This window comes from Blautia stercoris, assembly GCF_054657695.1.
In genome coordinates this window covers 92,704-110,208 of sequence record NZ_BAAHYF010000003.1, presented here as the reverse complement: position 1 = coordinate 110,208, position 17,505 = coordinate 92,704, and the positions used below count along the sequence as shown (strand labels likewise).

Annotated in this window: 13 protein-coding genes; 1 reads left to right on the top strand and 12 read right to left on the bottom strand. The window is 38.4% G+C overall.

Annotated features, from left to right (window positions below; all coding sequences use genetic code 11):
- Positions 1 to 80 precede the first annotated feature (80 nt).
- From argS to ACYQ2D_RS16460, 5 genes are all read right to left on the bottom strand, one after another.
- Entirely contained in the window at positions 81 to 1,847 is a 1,767-nt protein-coding gene (gene argS / locus ACYQ2D_RS16480; RefSeq protein ID WP_117455995.1) for an arginine--tRNA ligase, read from the bottom strand.
- Between the two features lie 6 nt (positions 1,848 to 1,853).
- Entirely contained in the window at positions 1,854 to 2,732 is an 879-nt protein-coding gene (locus ACYQ2D_RS16475) for a DegV family protein (RefSeq protein ID WP_117455998.1), read from the bottom strand.
- 147 nt (positions 2,733 to 2,879) lie between these two features.
- Complete coding sequence (locus ACYQ2D_RS16470) at positions 2,880 to 4,136, bottom strand: ABC transporter permease (protein ID WP_117456000.1); 1,257 nt, start codon at positions 4,134 to 4,136, stop codon at positions 2,880 to 2,882.
- Positions 4,133 to 6,094, bottom strand: coding sequence for a hypothetical protein (locus ACYQ2D_RS16465; RefSeq protein ID WP_187558381.1), 1,962 nt, complete (start codon positions 6,092 to 6,094; stop codon positions 4,133 to 4,135). Before ACYQ2D_RS16465 ends, ACYQ2D_RS16470 begins: the two co-directional genes overlap by 4 nt.
- 12 nt (positions 6,095 to 6,106) lie before the next feature.
- Complete coding sequence (locus ACYQ2D_RS16460) at positions 6,107 to 7,348, bottom strand: efflux RND transporter periplasmic adaptor subunit (RefSeq protein WP_117456002.1); 1,242 nt, start codon at positions 7,346 to 7,348, stop codon at positions 6,107 to 6,109.
- A 178-nt stretch (positions 7,349 to 7,526) separates the two neighbouring features.
- Between ACYQ2D_RS16460 and ACYQ2D_RS16455 the strand changes: the two genes are divergently transcribed.
- On the top strand, positions 7,527 to 8,639 hold the full coding sequence (locus ACYQ2D_RS16455; RefSeq protein WP_118700969.1) for a hypothetical protein: 1,113 nt from the start codon (positions 7,527 to 7,529) through the stop codon (positions 8,637 to 8,639).
- Between the two features lie 52 nt (positions 8,640 to 8,691).
- Here ACYQ2D_RS16455 and aspS read toward each other — a convergent pair whose 3' ends face one another.
- The 7 genes from aspS to ACYQ2D_RS16420 form a co-directional block, all read right to left on the bottom strand.
- Positions 8,692 to 10,497, bottom strand: a complete 1,806-nt coding sequence (gene aspS / locus ACYQ2D_RS16450) for an aspartate--tRNA ligase (RefSeq protein ID WP_117456006.1) — start codon at positions 10,495 to 10,497, stop codon at positions 8,692 to 8,694.
- Positions 10,498 to 10,565: 68 nt separating this feature from the next.
- Positions 10,566 to 11,816 (bottom strand): histidine--tRNA ligase, encoded by a 1,251-nt coding sequence (gene hisS / locus ACYQ2D_RS16445; protein ID WP_022302985.1) that lies wholly within the window; start codon positions 11,814 to 11,816, stop codon positions 10,566 to 10,568.
- The gene (locus tag ACYQ2D_RS16440) at positions 11,807 to 12,400 is read right to left on the bottom strand and encodes an HD-GYP domain-containing protein (RefSeq protein WP_022302986.1); all 594 of its coding nucleotides are present in this window, start codon (positions 12,398 to 12,400) and stop codon (positions 11,807 to 11,809) included. Before ACYQ2D_RS16440 ends, hisS begins: the two co-directional genes overlap by 10 nt.
- On the bottom strand, positions 12,393 to 13,895 hold the full coding sequence (gene hemZ, locus ACYQ2D_RS16435; RefSeq protein WP_459786267.1) for a coproporphyrinogen dehydrogenase HemZ: 1,503 nt from the start codon (positions 13,893 to 13,895) through the stop codon (positions 12,393 to 12,395). Before hemZ ends, ACYQ2D_RS16440 begins: the two co-directional genes overlap by 8 nt.
- 23 nt (positions 13,896 to 13,918) lie before the next feature.
- Positions 13,919 to 14,551 carry an MBL fold metallo-hydrolase gene (locus tag ACYQ2D_RS16430; RefSeq protein WP_117456012.1) on the bottom strand — a complete coding sequence of 211 codons (633 nt, stop codon included), beginning with the start codon at positions 14,549 to 14,551 and terminating at the stop codon, positions 13,919 to 13,921.
- Positions 14,552 to 14,641: 90 nt separating this feature from the next.
- Positions 14,642 to 16,960: a RelA/SpoT family protein gene (locus ACYQ2D_RS16425; protein WP_187558378.1), complete on the bottom strand. Its 2,319-nt coding sequence runs from the start codon at positions 16,958 to 16,960 to the stop codon at positions 14,642 to 14,644.
- A gap of 19 nt (positions 16,961 to 16,979) precedes the next feature.
- Positions 16,980 to 17,504, bottom strand: coding sequence for an adenine phosphoribosyltransferase (locus ACYQ2D_RS16420; RefSeq protein WP_022302990.1), 525 nt, complete (start codon positions 17,502 to 17,504; stop codon positions 16,980 to 16,982).
- Position 17,505: the final 1 nt, after the last annotated feature.

The window sequence follows — 17,505 nt, the reverse complement described above, 5'->3', positions numbered from 1 at the left end:
ACTTTCTTTTTTATGGAAACCGCCGAAATCAAAAAAGATATCCGAATCATCGTTATAAAACGACTCGGATATCTCTTTTATTACATTCTTTCCGGTGCTTCAAAACCAAGTAAATCAATACAGGTTTCTAATACATCACGGCATAATACTAACAGACGAATCCAGGATTTCTTCTGTTCTTCATTAGATTCGCTAAGAATTTTAGTTTCATGATAAAAGCTGTTAAATGCATTTGCCAAATCATAAATATAAGAACAAATCTTATGTGGTGCTTTCTCTTCAAATGCCGGTGCAATGACAGAGTTAAATTTACTAAGTTCTAACATCAGATTCTTTTCACTGTCATTTACTGCTTCTAAGATTGTTCCTTCGTTCGGATTTTTGCCTTCCTGCATATATTTTTCCAAAATAGATTTAATTCTTACGATTGTATACAAGATATATGGACCGGTATTTCCTTCAAAAGAAGTAAATCTCTCTACATCAAAGATATAATCTTTAGATGCTTGATTGGATAAATCTCCGTATTTAATTGCTGCAAGTCCTACCATCTCAGCAGTTTTCTGCGCATTTTCATCTTTCACACTGCGGTTTTCTACGATTTTTTTATACATTTCATCGTTAATTTCTGCAATCAGACGTTCCAGACGCATGACTCCGCCTTCTCTTGTCTTAAATGGTTTTCCGTCCTTTCCGTTCATCGTACCAAATCCGACAAACGAAAGAGCTGTTTTTTCTTCTACCATTTTTGCTTTCTTTGCACAACGGAATACCTGTACAAAATGAAGTTCCTGACGTTTATCTACAACATAAATAATTTCATCCGGATGATAATCTTCTTCACGCTGTACGATGGTTGCAAGGTCCGTTGTATTATAAAGGGAAGCTCCGTCTGATTTTAAAATCATGCATGGAGGAATTTCTTTTGTATCACTCTCTTCTTTTACATCTACAACCAAAGCGCCCTGGTCTACATAAGCATAATTATTTTTCTTTAAGTAGTCTACCATATCCGGAATATATCTGTCTGCATCGGATTCACCCATCCATAAGTCAAAATCCACATGCAGTTTGGAATAATTTTTCTTCAAGTCTTCTACGGACACTTTCATAATATGGTTCCATAATGCACGGTATCCGCGTTTTCCCTGCTGAAGCTGTAATGTTGCCTCTAACGCTTCATTTTTGTATGCTTCGTCTTCTTTTGATTTTGCACTGGCTGCCGGATAAATCTCTTCTAATTCACTTACTGTAAACGGTGCTTCTTCTGGATAGTCTCCTTCAAAGCTGTCATCAAAATAAACCAATTCCGGAGAACGCTTCTTAAGTTCTGTGATGATCAATCCCATCTGAAGTCCCCAGTCTCCTAAATGAACATCTCCGATTACTTTATGACCTAAAAAACGACCCATTCTCTTAATACTCTCACCGATAATTGCGGAACGAAGATGTCCAACATGCAGAGGTTTTGCTACATTTGGTCCGCCATAATCGATAATAATCGTCTTTGGTGCTTTTTCTTTTTCAATAGATAAATTTTCATCTGCCTGCATTTCATTTAAGAACTTTGTTAAAAATGCCGGCGCAATCTTTAAATTGATAAATCCAGGATTGACTGCTTCTGCCATAGAAAACAGTTCATTCTCTTTTAAAAATGCAACCACATCATTTGCAATCATAATCGGTGCTTTTTTATAAGTTTTTGCAGCTGCCATCGCTCCATTACACTGATACTCACATAAGTCTGGACGATTGGAAACATTTACTCTTGCAAACTTCTCCTCATAACCTGCTTTGGTAAATGCTTCTTTTACTGCATCTTCCATTAATTCCATTATTCTTTTCATCGTTTTTTACTCCACTTCTACCTTTTTTGAGACTGCTACCGCAAGCGCACCCTGTCCGATATGGCAGGCAACACTTAAAGAAAGCGGGTCCATGTGTATTTCCATTCCCGGAAATTCTTTTTCCAGTTCTTTTTTCCATTCTTCTGCTTCTTCCAGATTTCCTGTATAAGCAGCCTCCAGACACATCAGACCTTTTTTATTATATTCTTTAAAGCGTTTTTTGAGGTCTTCCTCCATCGCTTTTATCATAATTTTCTTCGCCTGTTTTTTCCCTCTTGCTTTCGCAAATGCATCCAGTTTTTCACCCTGAATCTGAAGCACCGGTTTTAATTTTAATACCGTTCCAAGTGCAGCAGCGGCCGGTGTAATTCTTCCACCCTTTTTTAAATATTTTAAAGTCTCAAGTGTAATATAGATACTGGATTCTGATTTTTCTGCCTCCAAGATTTCTTTTACTTGTGCTCCTGTCTTTCCTGCTTGAATCAATGTCAATGCATCTAAAACGGACTGGCGCTGTGTTACTGAGATTCTTTGATTGTCCACTACATGAACACGACCATTAAACTCGCGCGACAGCACAAATGCAGTCTGGCAGGAATTACTTAAACCACTGGACATTGGAATATGTACCACTTCCTCATGGTCTGCAAGCAATCTTTCCCAAGTTTCCATTACATCTGCCGGTGACGGCTGTGATGTTGAAATATTTGCATCTTCTTCCAGCTTTTTATAAAACTCTTCCTGTGTCAGGGTAATCCCCTCTAAGAATAACTGTTCATTAATATAAAACGGCATAGGAAGAACAGTGACGCCTAATTCCTTGGCCTGTTGCTGGGTAATACCGCTGTTGCTATCGGTTACAACTGCGATTTTTGTATTTTCCATTTTTTCTAAACTCCTTTGCCAAATAAGGTTACTTCTTTTTATGATATCATAGACTTTGATTAAATACAATGCAGAGTTTTAAAAAACCGGTTGACTGCATCCTCAGCCAGCCGGATTTTTTATCAAATTAACTCTAATCACTCAAATTTAATTCATTCTTCTTAGTGCTTCAATTGGACTTAAATTTGCCGCTTTAATTGACGGAAGCAGTCCAAATATCAGTCCGATTGCCATAGAAAACAATACGGATATTAAAACTGCCGGCACACTGATAACAAGAGGGGTCTGTGAAATCGTGGAAATAATCTTTGCCAGAATCATTCCTGCAAACACTCCTAAAATTCCCCCAATACTCGTCAATACCGCCGCTTCTGTCAAAAACTGTGCTAAAATTCTCCGCTTATTTGCACCGATTGCTTTTTTCAGCCCAATCTCACCCGTTCTTTCTGTCACAGACACCAGCATAATATTCATAACGCCAATGCCTCCTACCAAAAGTGAAATGCTTGCAATCCAGATTAACTGTCGGTTTGTATTTTCGCTGATTTGCTGTAATCCTTTTGCCTTTTCCATAATATCTTCTGCTTTATAGGAAACCGAAGTTTCGGTATTTTGAATCTGCTCATTTAAGATCTGCTGAACAGCTTTTCCTGCCTGACTCATATCTTCCGGTGTTTTTGTCTGAATGACCGCCTGCTGAGGTTCATCGTATTGATATACCACTGGCCAGACACTGTCTGTAATCATTACAATTCCACTTTCATCATTGTAATAAGTATAATATTCTTCAATGCTGTTAATGACCGGCTCATATTCATCTGATTTCTTTACAACTCCGACAACAACAAATGGCTCACCTTTAATTTCAATCGTCTTCCCCAGTTCTTCCCCTTTTTCAAAAAAACTATTTGCTGCTGTTTCATCAAGCAGAGCTACTTTTTTGAAGTTCACATACTCTTTTTGATTAAAACCTCTGCCTCGAACTAACTGATACCCACAGGTATCCAGATAATCCGAATCAATTCCAAGCACTTTTCCGCCGTCCATGCTTTTATCTTGATAATAAATGCCATCCGCATAATCTCTCATTCTATAAAAGCTGGCACTAACTACTTCCGGAATTTCTAAAATTTCCTCTTTCTGGCTCTCATTTAGTACCGGCACACCTTGTGGAAGTCCTTCATACTCAATTTGATAATCACCTCCCCCTTCTTTTAACTTAATTTCAACTACATTGTCTCCCTCACCGATTAAATTCTTTTTAATCTGTTCATTCGTTCCTTTAATTGTGGAGACAATCGAAATAATTGAAGCAATTCCAATAATAATACCAAGCATGGTCAGAAAGGAACGCATCTTATGTGCCCAGATTCCCTGAAAAGCTAAACGTATATTTTCAATCATCCCAAACCTCCATACATGTTATATGCATCTTCTGCTGAAATTTCTTTTACAGATGCCCCCTCTTTTACTTTTTTGCCATAAGGAAAAGCGATAAAGTCTTCCTCTGTAATTCCTGATTTGATTTCTACCATTCCATAAAAGATTTTTCCGGTTTTTACCGGCTGTTTTACCAATCTTCCATTTTCTTCTTTGTAAACAAAATCTTCCCCGTCTTTTTCCCGCACATATTCTCTGTTCAAATAGATTCCCGATGCATCCATTTCTTCTGCCGGAAGTTCCATACTGACTGATTCCTGATTTTTCAACCCCTGGACATCCTGAATATAAGCAGTAAAAGAATAATACGAAAGAGCGCTGTTATTACTGTTGCTATACTTTGAGGAAACAGGATAAGTTGAAATCTCTTTTACTTCTGCTTCAAATGAAACACCGGACTCATAGGCAGTTCCGCTTATTTGACTGCCCACTTTTAATTTTTCTCTTTGATATTCATCCACCATTCCTTTTACATAAATACCCTGCGTGCTTTGGATTTCAAGAAATGCCTCTCCGTCTGTCTGCCCTTTGTCTTTGTCCCCAACTTTTTTCACCACACCATTAATGGTACTTTTTACCTCCTGATTTTCCAATTCCTTTTCAATCTGTGCAATTTTCAAATCACTGCTTTTAATATCTAATTTTACGGTTCGGATTTCTGCATTTGTCTCTGTAATTGCTTTTTCTTTTTCTTCTTTTGTATAGCCATCAATTATAGCTTCCTGCGGAACTGCCTCGGTAAATTCCATATCCTCTAAAAATTCATCCGATGGATTTTGTATTTCTTCATCCGGATTTTCATCCGGATTCCATTCATTGGATGGATCTTGTTCTTCGGAATTATCGGCTTTATTGTCGGCTTTGTTATTATCCGGTTTATCTTCTCCCTGATTCTTGTTATCATCTAAAACCACATCATATTTTCCAAGACTTGTTTTATACCATTTTCCAGCTTCTAATGGCTCTTTGATTTTTTCTCCATTTAAGTAAATCGCTGCCAAAAGCACTCCATCTGGCTTATCTCCTGTTCTGACTTCCAAAATACAATGCTTCGCTGCTTTTTCTTCTGTCTCATCCTTTGTTGTAAAACCTGCCAATTGGTTCAAAAAAGCTCCCTGTACCAGAACTCCCTCTTTACAGAGATAACGATATGGTTCTTCTTTTGTCCCATCACCTTTATATGGTTTTGCATTTTCTGTTTTTCCATTCGGACGACTCTCTAACGTAATATCACCATAGAGCTTTTCGTAAACTTCTGCTTCTGTTTCCGATGGTTCTGGAGTGTCAGGTTTCTCTGGCGTTTCAGGTTTTTCTGGATTCTCCGGTTTGTCCGGATTTTCCGGTGTCTCTGGATTTTCTGGTTTGTCTGGGTTATCCGGATTCTCCGACTGATCTGGATTTTCTACTTCTCCCAAATTTCCTGACTGTTCCGGATTCTCCGGCTGATTTGATGGTTCTTCTGCCCACTCTGAATTATCTGAATGACTCAAAAAAGTCAGCTGATACTCTGTATTTAATGCCGTATTGGTCACTTTCTTTTTCTTGATTTTTGCCAGTGTATCTTCCAGCCCTTTTTTCTTAATTTGAAGCTGCTGGTTGTTTAGTTTTTCAGTCTCCAAGTTAATATGAACCAGTGTCATATCGTAAGAAAGAAGCGGTGTTCCCTCTTTCACTTCCTGTCCCTCCTGTACGAAAACCTCCTGTACAATCTGATTTTCTGAAAGCTGGACTTTCTGTGAGACATTTGAAGTAATAATTCCTTCTAAAGAACTGCTCTCTCCCCAAATCATCTGCTTGAGTTCTTCTACTCGATAAACTTCTACCTTTGTCCGGTTAAATTTTTGAACCCCAAACCAGATGCCCGTACCAATGACTGTGACAGATGCCACTATAATCAGCGCAAGTTTGATTTTTTTATGCATAAAGTCTCCCCTTTACTCCTCACTCTCTATTTCTGAAATTTCTTCTGATTCTTCCATTTTCCCTGTATCATCTGTACTTTCTTCATCAGATATCGTCTCACTTTCCTCATGAGTTGCTTTCATACCCTCTTCTAAGAAATCCTGCGGAAATGCAATATAATCACTTTCTTCTAATCCGGACTGAATCTCATATTGATAGGTTTCTTCATTATATTCTCCCAGTGTTACATCTCGCTTTTCCAGTTTTCCTTTATTATCTTCCGTCCAAACATAAGGTTTACTATCCGCATTTACAATGTACCCCTCATCCAGCCAGATTCCACTTTGTTCTTCTCCAAGATCCTTTTCAATGTAAACATGCTGTCCTAACAGCAGTCCGTCTGAACTGTCCAGCATTACATAAAAAGAATACGAACTCGACGTAGTCTCTGTGGATGTTGCTCCATAGTACATGTTATTGTTATTATTTTCTGCTTCATCTGTATTCACTGCCGTAAATGTTCCACTCCAGGTCTGGTTTTCATCCACTCTGGAACGAACAATTGCCTTTTCCCCCTCCTGAATCTCAGATAAATTCTGTTCATTTACCTTTCCTTTAATCCGGTAATCTCCAGTTGCCAGAATCGTTATAAACGCATTGGAATCTGAACTATACATATCTGTTTCACTTCCGTCATTAATGCTCTTTACAATTCCATCAATTTCACTTACCACTGTTGCATTTGCAATTTTATCCTGCTTTTGAGAAATTTCTACCTGTTTTGCTTTCTTTTCATACTCTGATTTTTTCAAATCTGTCTGTGCGGTCTGAATCTGCGTTGTATAAGAAAATTTTTCGTCCTCTGCCGCTTTTTTCTTTTCCTTTTCAAGCTGGGCAATCTGCGTTTTTAAATTTTCCATCTCTCCGTCAAGACGTTCTATTTCAAGCTGAGCTTCTTCAAGTTCTGTCTGCGTCTGTTCTGTATTATAAACAAACAATGCTGTTCCAACTTTTACTTCATCCCCGGCTTTTACCAGAATCTGTTCCACTTCTCTATCAGAACTCTTCTGTACTTCCCATGTTTCCTGCGGTTCTACCGTCCCTGCCATCCTTTGAACCTGAGAAGCCGGATTCATAAGGGAAACCCGATAGACATAAGCCAGCTCTGTATTGTTTGTTTCTGTCTTTCTTGTTCCAAAATACACACCTGTTCCAATTACTGCTATTAAAATCAGCCCACCTGCTATTGTTAGAATTTTCTTTTTTCTTGCCATAGAAACCTCCTTTTTCCATTCATCTGGTATGCCATGAGTATACCAGATTTTAAAACATCTGTCTTTTATTCCAAAAAAGTTTAATCTTAAGATGCCTTAAGAGATTGAATTGTTTGACATTTTCACAATTTCTGGTAAACTTAAAGCATATCGCAAACTTACTAAAGGAGACAATTTTATGATTCAATTCCAGAATAAGCGACTTTTTTTTGCAGCTTTTCTTCTTTTCTTTTCTGTTCTGCTTACCGGATGCGCCAGCAAAGAAGAAAAAGCCATCAGACAGACCATCAGCTCAGAACTTGACCATCTGGTATCACCGGATGCAACTCAGATAAATACTTATTTATCGTTCCAGCTTCTGTTTCCAGATGCACAGCAGGATGACTCGTCTGATTTAGACCCTTCTATCACAGAAATTTTTACAGAATTCTATAAAAACTTTTCTTACAAAATTTCGGAAGTTTCATACGACGACAAATCTGCCTCTGCAGATGTTATCATTCACAATTTGGATACGCATGCCCTTGCAAAAGACTACGCAATTGCTGCCTTAAAAAAGAGAATCGAGGGTGACGCAAATCCATCCCAGGTGGACTTTTCCTTAAGTGACTCTTATCTGCTGCTTGACAAGACGCTCAAAAATCATGATTATAAGCAGGTAGAATCTGATATTAAAGTCCAACTAAAAAAGAAAAACAATGTATGGGAAATTGTGGAAGATACCGACTTTGATAATGAGCTATCCGGAAATTTTCTTACTTATATGTCTGATTCCAACCTGCTCTCTCCAAAACAGGTTGTCAAAATTCACTTTGATACCATCAAGAAATTTGATGCAGAACAGCTCAACCGTTATCTCTCATTAGACAGTCTGCTTAATACAGACAATACTTATACCAGCTCCATCGCACACGCACTAGCTGAACAGATTCATAAATCTTTCGACTATAAGATTAAAAGTGACTCTGTAGAAAATAATTCTGCAAAAGTAGTGGTAAAAATTACCAGTACAGATTTTACAAGCATCCTTGAGACTTACCAGAAACAGATTTCTGAATGGGTACAGTCTTCCGATGCCCTTGAAGCCGGACTGCTTGGACGCCATGAAAAAGGCAGAGAGTTCTTGTTAAAAGCAATACAGGACAATACTGCAACTACAAGCGAAACGGTTGAAATTTCGCTTACAAACGACGGAACAAGCTGGAAGATGCAGATGGATCAGAATCTTGCACAGGCGATTTTAGGCGGGGTCAGCAGTACTCTTGCAGATGTACAGGAAGATGTAGAGTAAAAAAATACCGAAGACTGTCTTTTACGACAATCTCCGGTATTTTTTTATGTTTTTATTTTTCTTCCGTTGTTTCTTCCGGTAAATCTACTTTGATACACAGTTCTTTCAACTGTTTTTCATCTACCACATTCGGAGCTTCTGACATCAGACAGGAAGCATCTTTTACTTTCGGGAAGGCAATAACCTCACGGATAGAATCTTCTTTTGCCATCAACATAACCATACGGTCTAACCCATAAGCCAGTCCTGCGTGCGGAGGCACCCCATATTTGAATGCATTTAACAGGAAGCCAAACTGATTGTAGGCCTGTTCTTTGGTAAATCCAAGTACTTCAAACATTTTTTCCTGAATGTCATTCTGGTGAATTCTGACGCTTCCTCCACCGATTTCATTTCCGTTCAGGACAATATCGTAAGCCTTTGCACGAACTGCACCCGGATCACTGTCAATCAAATGTAAGTCTTCTTCCATCGGCATTGTAAATGGATGATGCATTGCTGTAAAGCGGTTTTCTTCTTCAGACCACTCTAATAATGGGAACTCTGTGATCCATACAAAACGGTATTCGTTCTTGTCAAGTAAATCCATCTGGCGTGCCATTTCAAGACGAAGTGCACCTAATATATCCCATACCAGTTTGGTTTTATCGGCTGCGAATAACAGTAAGTCTCCTGCTTCACCCTGCATCTTTTCAACAAGTGCTTTCATTTCTTCCTCTTTCATGAATTTACTGAAAGAAGATTTTAAAGTGCCGTCTTCATGAATTGCGATATAAGCAAGACCTTTTGCACCGTATCCTTTTGCAAATTCAACCAGTTTGTCAATTTTCTTACGAGGCATACTGCCCTGTCCTTTTGCATTGATTCCACGGACACTTCCACCCATTTCCAGAGCGCTCTTAAATACAACAAACTCACAGTCTTTTACAACATCAGAGACATCTGTCAGTTCCATTCCAAAACGTAAATCCGGTTTATCCGAACCAAAACGGTTCATTGCTTCTTTCCAGGTCATTCTCTGAATTGGAAGCTGTACTTCTACTCCAAGTACTTCTTTAAACAGATGAGCCAGCATACGTTCATTTACATCGATAACATCATCTACATCCACGAAAGATAATTCCATATCAATCTGAGTAAATTCCGGCTGACGGTCTGCACGTAAGTCTTCATCACGGAAACATTTTGCAATCTGGAAATAACGGTCATAACCAGAGCACATTAAAAGCTGTTTAAAAATCTGAGGAGACTGCGGTAATGCATAGAAACTTCCCGGATGAATACGGCTCGGTACCAGATAATCTCTTGCACCTTCCGGTGTACTCTTATTTAAAATCGGAGTTTCAATCTCTAAAAATCCCTCATCCGCTAAGAACTGACGAACCAGTACTGCTACTTTAGAACGCAGTATCAGATTTTTTTGAAGGTCTGGTCTTCTTAAATCAAGATAACGGTATTTTAAACGTACTTCTTCTCTTGTCTTGCTGTTCTCTTCAATTGGGAACGGCGGTGTCTCGGATTCAGAAAGTACACGAAGAGAATTGGCACGGATTTCAATTTCTCCTGTTGCCAGATTTTCATTGACAGAACCGGAACGTGCTTCTACATGTCCGGTTACTGCAATGACAAATTCACTTCTTAATTTTCCGGCTTTTTCAAATCCCTCTGCATCAATATCTCCATTTTCAAAGATAATCTGCATAATACCGGAACGGTCACGAAGGTCTACAAAGACAATACCGCCTTTATTACGACTCTTCTGCACCCAGCCCATAAGGGTTACCGTGCTTCCGATTTCTGCTTTTGTAACTTCCGCACATCTGTGGGTTCTCTTTAACCCTTTCATTGATTCTGCCATTGTAATTCTTCTCCCTTAAATTCACTTAGAGCTTTCGTACATCGTAAATGATGTATTAGTTGCCGAAATTAATCGTTATAAATTTCTTCGATGATTTCATAGCCTTCGGAAAGAAGCTGCTCTTTCTGGAATTTTTTATTTTTCTTCATATATACGATATTAATATTTTTACCTGCTTTTCTTTCTTCACCGGCTTTTTTAACAACCTCTACCAGTTTAGCAGATGAGAGTTTTTTGTCAAGCAGATATGCTTTTTTATCTGCGCTTCCCGGAACTTTAAATCCTTTTTCCATTAACAGCATAACGATTCTCTCAAATCCAATCGAAAATCCGGTTGCCGGTGTCGGTGTTCCTGTGAATTTTCCAATCATTTCATCATAGCGTCCGCCACCGCCTACACTTCCTGCAAATCCATCAATACTGATTTCAAAGATTGGTCCTGTATAGTAAGACATTCCACGAACCAGTGTCGGATCAAATTTAATTTCAAAGTTTGCTGTTTTTGCTTCTAATACACTTTCGATAATTGTTGTCATATTGTCTGCAATTTCCGGTGCAAGGAAGCCTTCCAATTTCTCTTTGCAGTAAAGTACTCCATCGATTCCATCACTGATTTTATCAAATAAATCAATGTATTTTTCAATGCTTTCTTTTGCAAATCCGGATTCTTCAAGTTCTGCTGCAACACCGTCTAAACCAATTTTATCCATTTTATCTAAGATAATAAATACCTGATCATAAGATTCTTCTGCAAATCCACTGTAAGCAGCCATTGCTTTTAAGAAACGTCTGTCATTGATACGGATAGTAAAGCTGTCGAAGTCCAGTTTTCCTACCAGAGTAGAAGTTGCAAGGATAACATCAATTTCAGCAAGATTGGTCGGCTCACCTAAAATGTCGATATCACACTGCATAAACTGACGGAAACGTCCTCTCTGCGGTCTGTCTGCACGGAATACATTTCCAATCTGAAGTGCTTTAAACGGAGATGGCAGCTCATTTGCATTATTTGAATAGAAACGGCAAAGCGGTACAGTCAGGTCATAACGAAGACCGCTGTCTACTAAATCATTTTCTTCTTTTGCTTCACTGATTTTTAATTTTTCTCCACGTTTTAAGATACGGAAAATCAGTTTTTCATTATCTCCACCCTGTTTGCTGGTTAAGTTTTCAATGTGTTCTACACAAGGAGTTTCCATAGAAGTAAAACCAAACTGTTTGTAAGTCTCTTTGATTAATCCGATTAAGTAATCACGGATTTCCATCTCTCTTGGTAAAATGTCTTTCATTCCTGTTACTGGTTTTTTCTTTAACTGCATATCACTTTCTCCTTTTCTTTCTCTTCCTCATGCATTGTTCTTTGAAATGCAAGAAATATTTTCATATCAAAATTTTTCACTTCATCAATGAGCATTTCCATTGCCACTTCCGGCGAAAATGCATCTCGATAGCTTCTTTTTGACGTCAATGCTGCATATACATCACAAATTCTTAAAATTCTTGCGCCAAGCGGAATTTCCTCTCCTGATAAATTTTTCGGATATCCACTGCCGTCATAGTTTTCATGATGATAATAAATACTTTCGAGTATAAAATCAGAATATCCTCTTTCTTTTAAACTCTCATACCCTAACTTGGGATGCTTTCTGACATACTTGATTTCCTCTACAATAAGAGGTTTTTCTTCAGCCGTAATATAATTTCTAAGCTTTAATTTTCCAATATCATGCAGAATCCCTGCAACCGCAAGCTCATGACACATTGTCTCTTCCAGACCAAGCATTTTTCCGGTTCGATATGCCAGATTACTTACCTGTATTCCATGTTTGATTTCTTTTTCCAGATCAAACGTAATCAAATGCATCAATGGTTCAGATGAAGCCTCTTGTATTGCTTCACTCATCCTGTGCACTTCCTATCTCCAGATATTTCTTTAATCCACTTCTTTTACGCTCAATCATTTCGTCAATTCTGGAAATATAATTCGTTACATCTTTTACATTTTCTGCACGCTCAATCCGCGCTCCGTCTTCAAAAACAAATTTTGTCGATGCACCTGCACCTGCCGCAATAATCGACTGTTTTTCCTCCATAATCAGAATATTATAAATTCCTGCCTTATCCTCTTTGGCATACCCGACATTTTCAAGATTACCGGACATATTTTTCTGGCGGTATAAATAATATGGACCCATGCCACACTCTCTGGCACAATTCATTGCCATATCCATAATCTCCTGATTATTTTCAAAGGACATCTCCTGATATCGGTCTTGAAACAGATGGAGTCTGGTTGCACGCTTGATTGCCAGTGAATGAACGGTAAGACTGTCCGGCTCCATCTTCTTTACTTCTTCTAATGTTTTTTGTACATCTTTGGCGCACTCACCCGGCAGACCTACAATTAAATCCATATTTATATTATCAAATCCACATTCCCTCGCTAACGCGAAGGCGTGTCGTGTATCCTCCACCGTATGTCTGCGTCCGATTAAATCCAGCGTTGCCTGATTCATCGTCTGAGGATTCACAGAAATTCTTGTAACCGGATATTTTCGAATCACTTCGAGTTTTTCTCTGGTAATACTATCCGGACGTCCTGCCTCTATGGTGTATTCTTTCACTTCACGGGTCGGGAAACAACATTCAATATGAGAAAGCAACCTCTCTAACTGTTCCGGCTCTAAAGTCGTAGGTGTTCCACCTCCGATATAAATTGTATCAAGTGTCCGCACTTTCATGGTCTCTCCAATGTAAGTCAGCTCCTTACAAAGTGCATCCAGATAGGCGTCTACTTTATCTCTCCACTTCACTAAAGGATAAGAGCTAAACGAACAATAGAGGCAAATACTTGGGCAAAACGGAATTCCCACATAAAGACTATAGCCATTTTTATAATCAATGTCTGCTAAGAGTGCTCGTTCCCGATTTGCAATTGTAATCGCCAGTGCTGTCTTTTCATTACTCGTATAATAAGTATTTCTCATAAACTCAGCGGTTTCCACATTGCTCATTCCACTTTCAATCAGTCCCATTGCAATCTTTGTCGGACGGATTCCGGTTAAATCTCCCCATGGAAGCACTTTTTTTGTTTCTTTTGAAAGTCCACGATACAATGCCTGCTTTAACTTATTTTTTCTCTCTTTTCGCTCATCATCCGAAGCCAAAAAAATCGTTTCCTCAAACACCGTTTCTTTATTTTTCAAAATTTCCAGTCTGGTATCTTCCTTGTTATAGGTGATTTTCACCACAAGAAAAGCTTCTTCTTTTTCTTGAAAAGTTTCTGTTTTTTCCTCTCCCTCATAAAGAATTGAAACCTCTTCCTGAGGATAAAACGCTTTAATCAGAGTATACGCATCATACTCAAATTCTTTTTTATTAAATACTATGTCTATCATATAGATTCCTCTTTTGATACTTTTTATAGATAAGGATTATATGATTTTTCATGACGAATACTGGTTTCATTTCCGTGTCCCGGATAAATTTGTACTTCCTGCGGAAGATGATCAATGATTTTATGAAGACTAATCTGCATCTGCGCAAAACTTCCTCCTGGCAAATCGCATCTTCCACAGTTTCCTTCAAAAATAGTATCCCCGCTCATGAGAAGTTCTTCCTCTTCAAAGTAATAACAACAAGAACCTTCTGTGTGTCCAGGAGTCAGATACATGCGAATTTTAGATCCTGCAAGTTCTATCTCCTGTCCATCTTCCAAATATTCATCTGCTTCTACCGTATATCCTCTTCCTTCCCATTCAAGAGAAAGATTAATTTCAGGATTGGAAAGTGTCTCTTTTTCTGCTTTTGATGCAAAAATTGGAATTTTCCATTCCTGTCTTAATTCATTTACTGCCATCATATGGTCATAATGTCCATGAGTCAGTAAAATTGCAACTGGTTTTTTTCCCAGTTTCTCAATCATTTTGCTAATGCGTTCTGCTTCTGCACCCGGGTCTACTAAAATCAACTCTGTCGTCTCTTTGTTTTGCAGAAAATAGCAGTTCGTCATAACCGGTCCTACCACAAGTGACCTGAGATTTAAGTTCTTCATCGCTTTGCTCCTTCTCTATCTAACGTACTCTTGGAATCTTTCTATGTTAATTTCGCAAAAAAACATGGAAAATTCCGAGAGTACATCCTATCAACCGGTTGTTCGTTCAATATCTTTTACGCTCTCTATCTGTCTGATTTTTGTAATCAGACTCTGGAGCTCTTCCTTACTCTTTACATCAAATGCCAGACTGATGGTTGCAATTCCCTGTTTGCTTGTTCTGGTATTAATCGATGAAATATCAATTTTTCGTTCTGTAAAAATTTTTGAAACGTCTACAATCAAGCCGGTACGGTTATACGCATAAATCGTAATCTCTGCCGTATACTGTTCATTTTCTCCACCGCCTGTTGTACTCTCCCATTCTGCTTCCATCAGACGCTGGCGTTCTTCTGCTGACATATTTAAGACATTGACACAATCCGTACGATGAATCGTAACACCGCGTCCACGTGTAACATAAGCTACAATTTCATCTCCCGGAAGCGGATTGCAGCATTTTGGATAACGGGCATTTAAATCATTCATTCCTTTTATAATAATCCCGCTTTTTCCTTTATGTGGACGAATCTTTTCTTTATTGTTCTCTGATGCTGCCTCTAATACTTTCTCATCAGTCAGTTCTGCCTTATGGTCTTTATTATACAGCTCTAACAGCTTATTTAAAACCTGACCTTCTTTTAAACCGCCATGTCCAACGGCAGCAAGTACGGAGTCCCAGTCACGGAAACCATATTTTTTCATAACGGCTTCCAGATATTTCTGCTTTGTCAGATTTCCAAGAGAAAAACCTTTTACTTTTGCATACTGGTTCAACATCTCTTTTCCTTTTAAGATATTGTCCTCTTTTCTCTCCTGTTTAAACCACTGATTAATCTTATTTTTAGCCTGTGTACTTTTTACTACTTTTAACCAGTCACGACTTGGACCTTTTGAGTTCTGTGAAGTGATAATCTCAATTCTGTCTCCATTTTTAATCACATACTCAATCGGAACCAATTTTCCATTGACACGCGCTCCAACCATTTTATTTCCAACTGCACTATGTACATTGTACGCAAAATCAATCGGAGTTGAGCCATTTGGAAGAGTCTTAACATCTCCTGCCGGTGTAAAGCAGTATACACTTTCTGAAAATAAATCAAGGTCATTTTTTAACAGACTCAAAAATTCTTTATTGTCAGACATATCTCTCTGCCATTCCAGAATCTGACGCAGCCAACTCATCTTTTCTTCTTCCTGACGAGTTGTATTTTCCTTTCCGCCATTATTGGAAACCTCTTTATATTTCCAGTGGGCAGCAATACCATATTCTGCTGTTCTGTGCATTTCAAACGTACGAATCTGGATTTCAAACGGCTGTCCTTTCGGTCCAATCAAGGTTGTATGAAGCGACTGATACATATTTGGTTTTGGCATTGCAATATAATCTTTAAAACGCCCCGGAACCGGTTTATACATTTCATGAATAATTCCAAGACAGGCATAACAGTCTCTCACGGTATCTACGATAATACGCACTGCAAATAAATCATAAATCTGATCGAGTGTTTTATCCTGATTGACCATCTTTTTATAGATGCTGAAAAAATGTTTGACACGTCCGTCAATCTGTGCATGAATTCCAGCATTCTCAATATGCTGTCTTACCTCTTTTACAATCTCTCCCACAAAAAGTTCTCTTTCACTTTTTCTGAGATTGATTTTTTCTACCAAATCATAATACACATCTGGTTTCAGATATTTTAATGACAGGTCATCTAATTCTATTTTTACTTTTGAAATACCAAGACGCTGTGCAATCGGTGCATAGATATCCATGGTTTCTCTGGCTTTTTCTTTCTGCTTATGAGGCGGCATATATTTCAATGTTCTCATATTATGCAGACGATCCGCCAATTTAATCAAAATAACACGAATATCTTTTGCCATGGCAAGAAACATTTTTCTTAAATTTTCCGCCTGCACTTCTATCTTGTCCGCCGAGTAACTCAACTGTCCCAGTTTGGTTACTCCGTCTACCAAAAGAGAAACCTCTGCGCTGAACTCTTCGGTAATTTCTTCGGTTGTCATAACCGTATCTTCGACAACGTCATGCAAAAGCCCTGCAACAATCGTCTCTTTATCCAGCTCTAAATCTGCCAGAATAATCGCAACGCAAAGCGGATGAATAATATAGGGTTCTCCTGATTTTCTCAGCTGCCCCTTATGCGCATTATTTGCAATCTGGTACGCCTTTTCTATCATGGAAATATCAGTAGACGGATGGTACTTCTTTACACTTGAAATCAGTTCCTTATATAAAACCTCCGGACTGGTAAAATCTTCCATGGTTTTGACGCTTGCATCTGCTTTTTTAATTTTAGCAATTTCGTCGTCCTGAAGCGATGATGTATGATTTTTTTCCATATCTTCGTTCACCTGATTTCTATTTTCCCTGATATTTGATAACAGATTCCACGTCATATCCTTTCAGACGTTCTCTTCCTTTTAATCCTTCCAGTTCCATTAAAAAGATAACTTTTACAACTGTTCCACCTAATTCTTCTACCAATTTGGCAGCTGCTTCAATGGTTCCCCCTGTTGCAATCAAATCATCTACAATTACTACTTTCTGACCTGGCTTAATAGAATCTTTATGCATTTCAATAGTTGCACTTCCATATTCCAGATCATAACTTTTTTCTACTGTCTCGCAAGGAAGCTTTCCTTTTTTTCTTACCAGAACCAACGGTTTATGTAAGTTATACGCGATTGGAGCTCCAAAAATAAATCCTCTTGATTCTGTTCCTACAATAACATCTGCATCCGTATCTTCCAAAAGTGCCTGCATGGAATCTACTGCTAACTTTAATCCATCCGCATCCTGCAAAATGCTTGTTACATCTCTGAAAATAATTCCAGGCTCCGGAAAATCCGGAATACTTCTTACATATTCTTCCAGCTTTTTCATA

What these genes read in the sequence shown, in the direction of transcription:
- aspS (WP_117456006.1), bottom strand. Translation starts at nt 10,497, where the DNA reads ATGGCAGAATCAATGAAAGGGTTAAAGAGAACCCACAGATGTGCGGAA.
- ACYQ2D_RS16425 (WP_187558378.1), bottom strand. Translation starts at nt 16,960, where the DNA reads ATGGAAAAAAATCATACATCATCGCTTCAGGACGACGAAATTGCTAAA.
- ACYQ2D_RS16440 (WP_022302986.1), bottom strand. Translation starts at nt 12,400, where the DNA reads ATGAGTGAAGCAATACAAGAGGCTTCATCTGAACCATTGATGCATTTG.
- ACYQ2D_RS16460 (WP_117456002.1), bottom strand. Translation starts at nt 7,348, where the DNA reads ATGGCAAGAAAAAAGAAAATTCTAACAATAGCAGGTGGGCTGATTTTA.
- ACYQ2D_RS16470 (WP_117456000.1), bottom strand. Translation starts at nt 4,136, where the DNA reads ATGATTGAAAATATACGTTTAGCTTTTCAGGGAATCTGGGCACATAAG.
- ACYQ2D_RS16475 (WP_117455998.1), bottom strand. Translation starts at nt 2,732, where the DNA reads ATGGAAAATACAAAAATCGCAGTTGTAACCGATAGCAACAGCGGTATT.
- hisS (WP_022302985.1), bottom strand. Translation starts at nt 11,816, where the DNA reads ATGCAGTTAAAGAAAAAACCAGTAACAGGAATGAAAGACATTTTACCA.
- ACYQ2D_RS16455 (WP_118700969.1), top strand. Translation starts at nt 7,527, where the DNA reads ATGATTCAATTCCAGAATAAGCGACTTTTTTTTGCAGCTTTTCTTCTT.
- ACYQ2D_RS16465 (WP_187558381.1), bottom strand. Translation starts at nt 6,094, where the DNA reads ATGCATAAAAAAATCAAACTTGCGCTGATTATAGTGGCATCTGTCACA.
- argS (WP_117455995.1), bottom strand. Translation starts at nt 1,847, where the DNA reads ATGAAAAGAATAATGGAATTAATGGAAGATGCAGTAAAAGAAGCATTT.
- ACYQ2D_RS16420 (WP_022302990.1), bottom strand. Translation starts at nt 17,504, where the DNA reads ATGAAAAAGCTGGAAGAATATGTAAGAAGTATTCCGGATTTTCCGGAG.
- hemZ (WP_459786267.1), bottom strand. Translation starts at nt 13,895, where the DNA reads ATGATAGACATAGTATTTAATAAAAAAGAATTTGAGTATGATGCGTAT.
- ACYQ2D_RS16430 (WP_117456012.1), bottom strand. Translation starts at nt 14,551, where the DNA reads ATGAAGAACTTAAATCTCAGGTCACTTGTGGTAGGACCGGTTATGACG.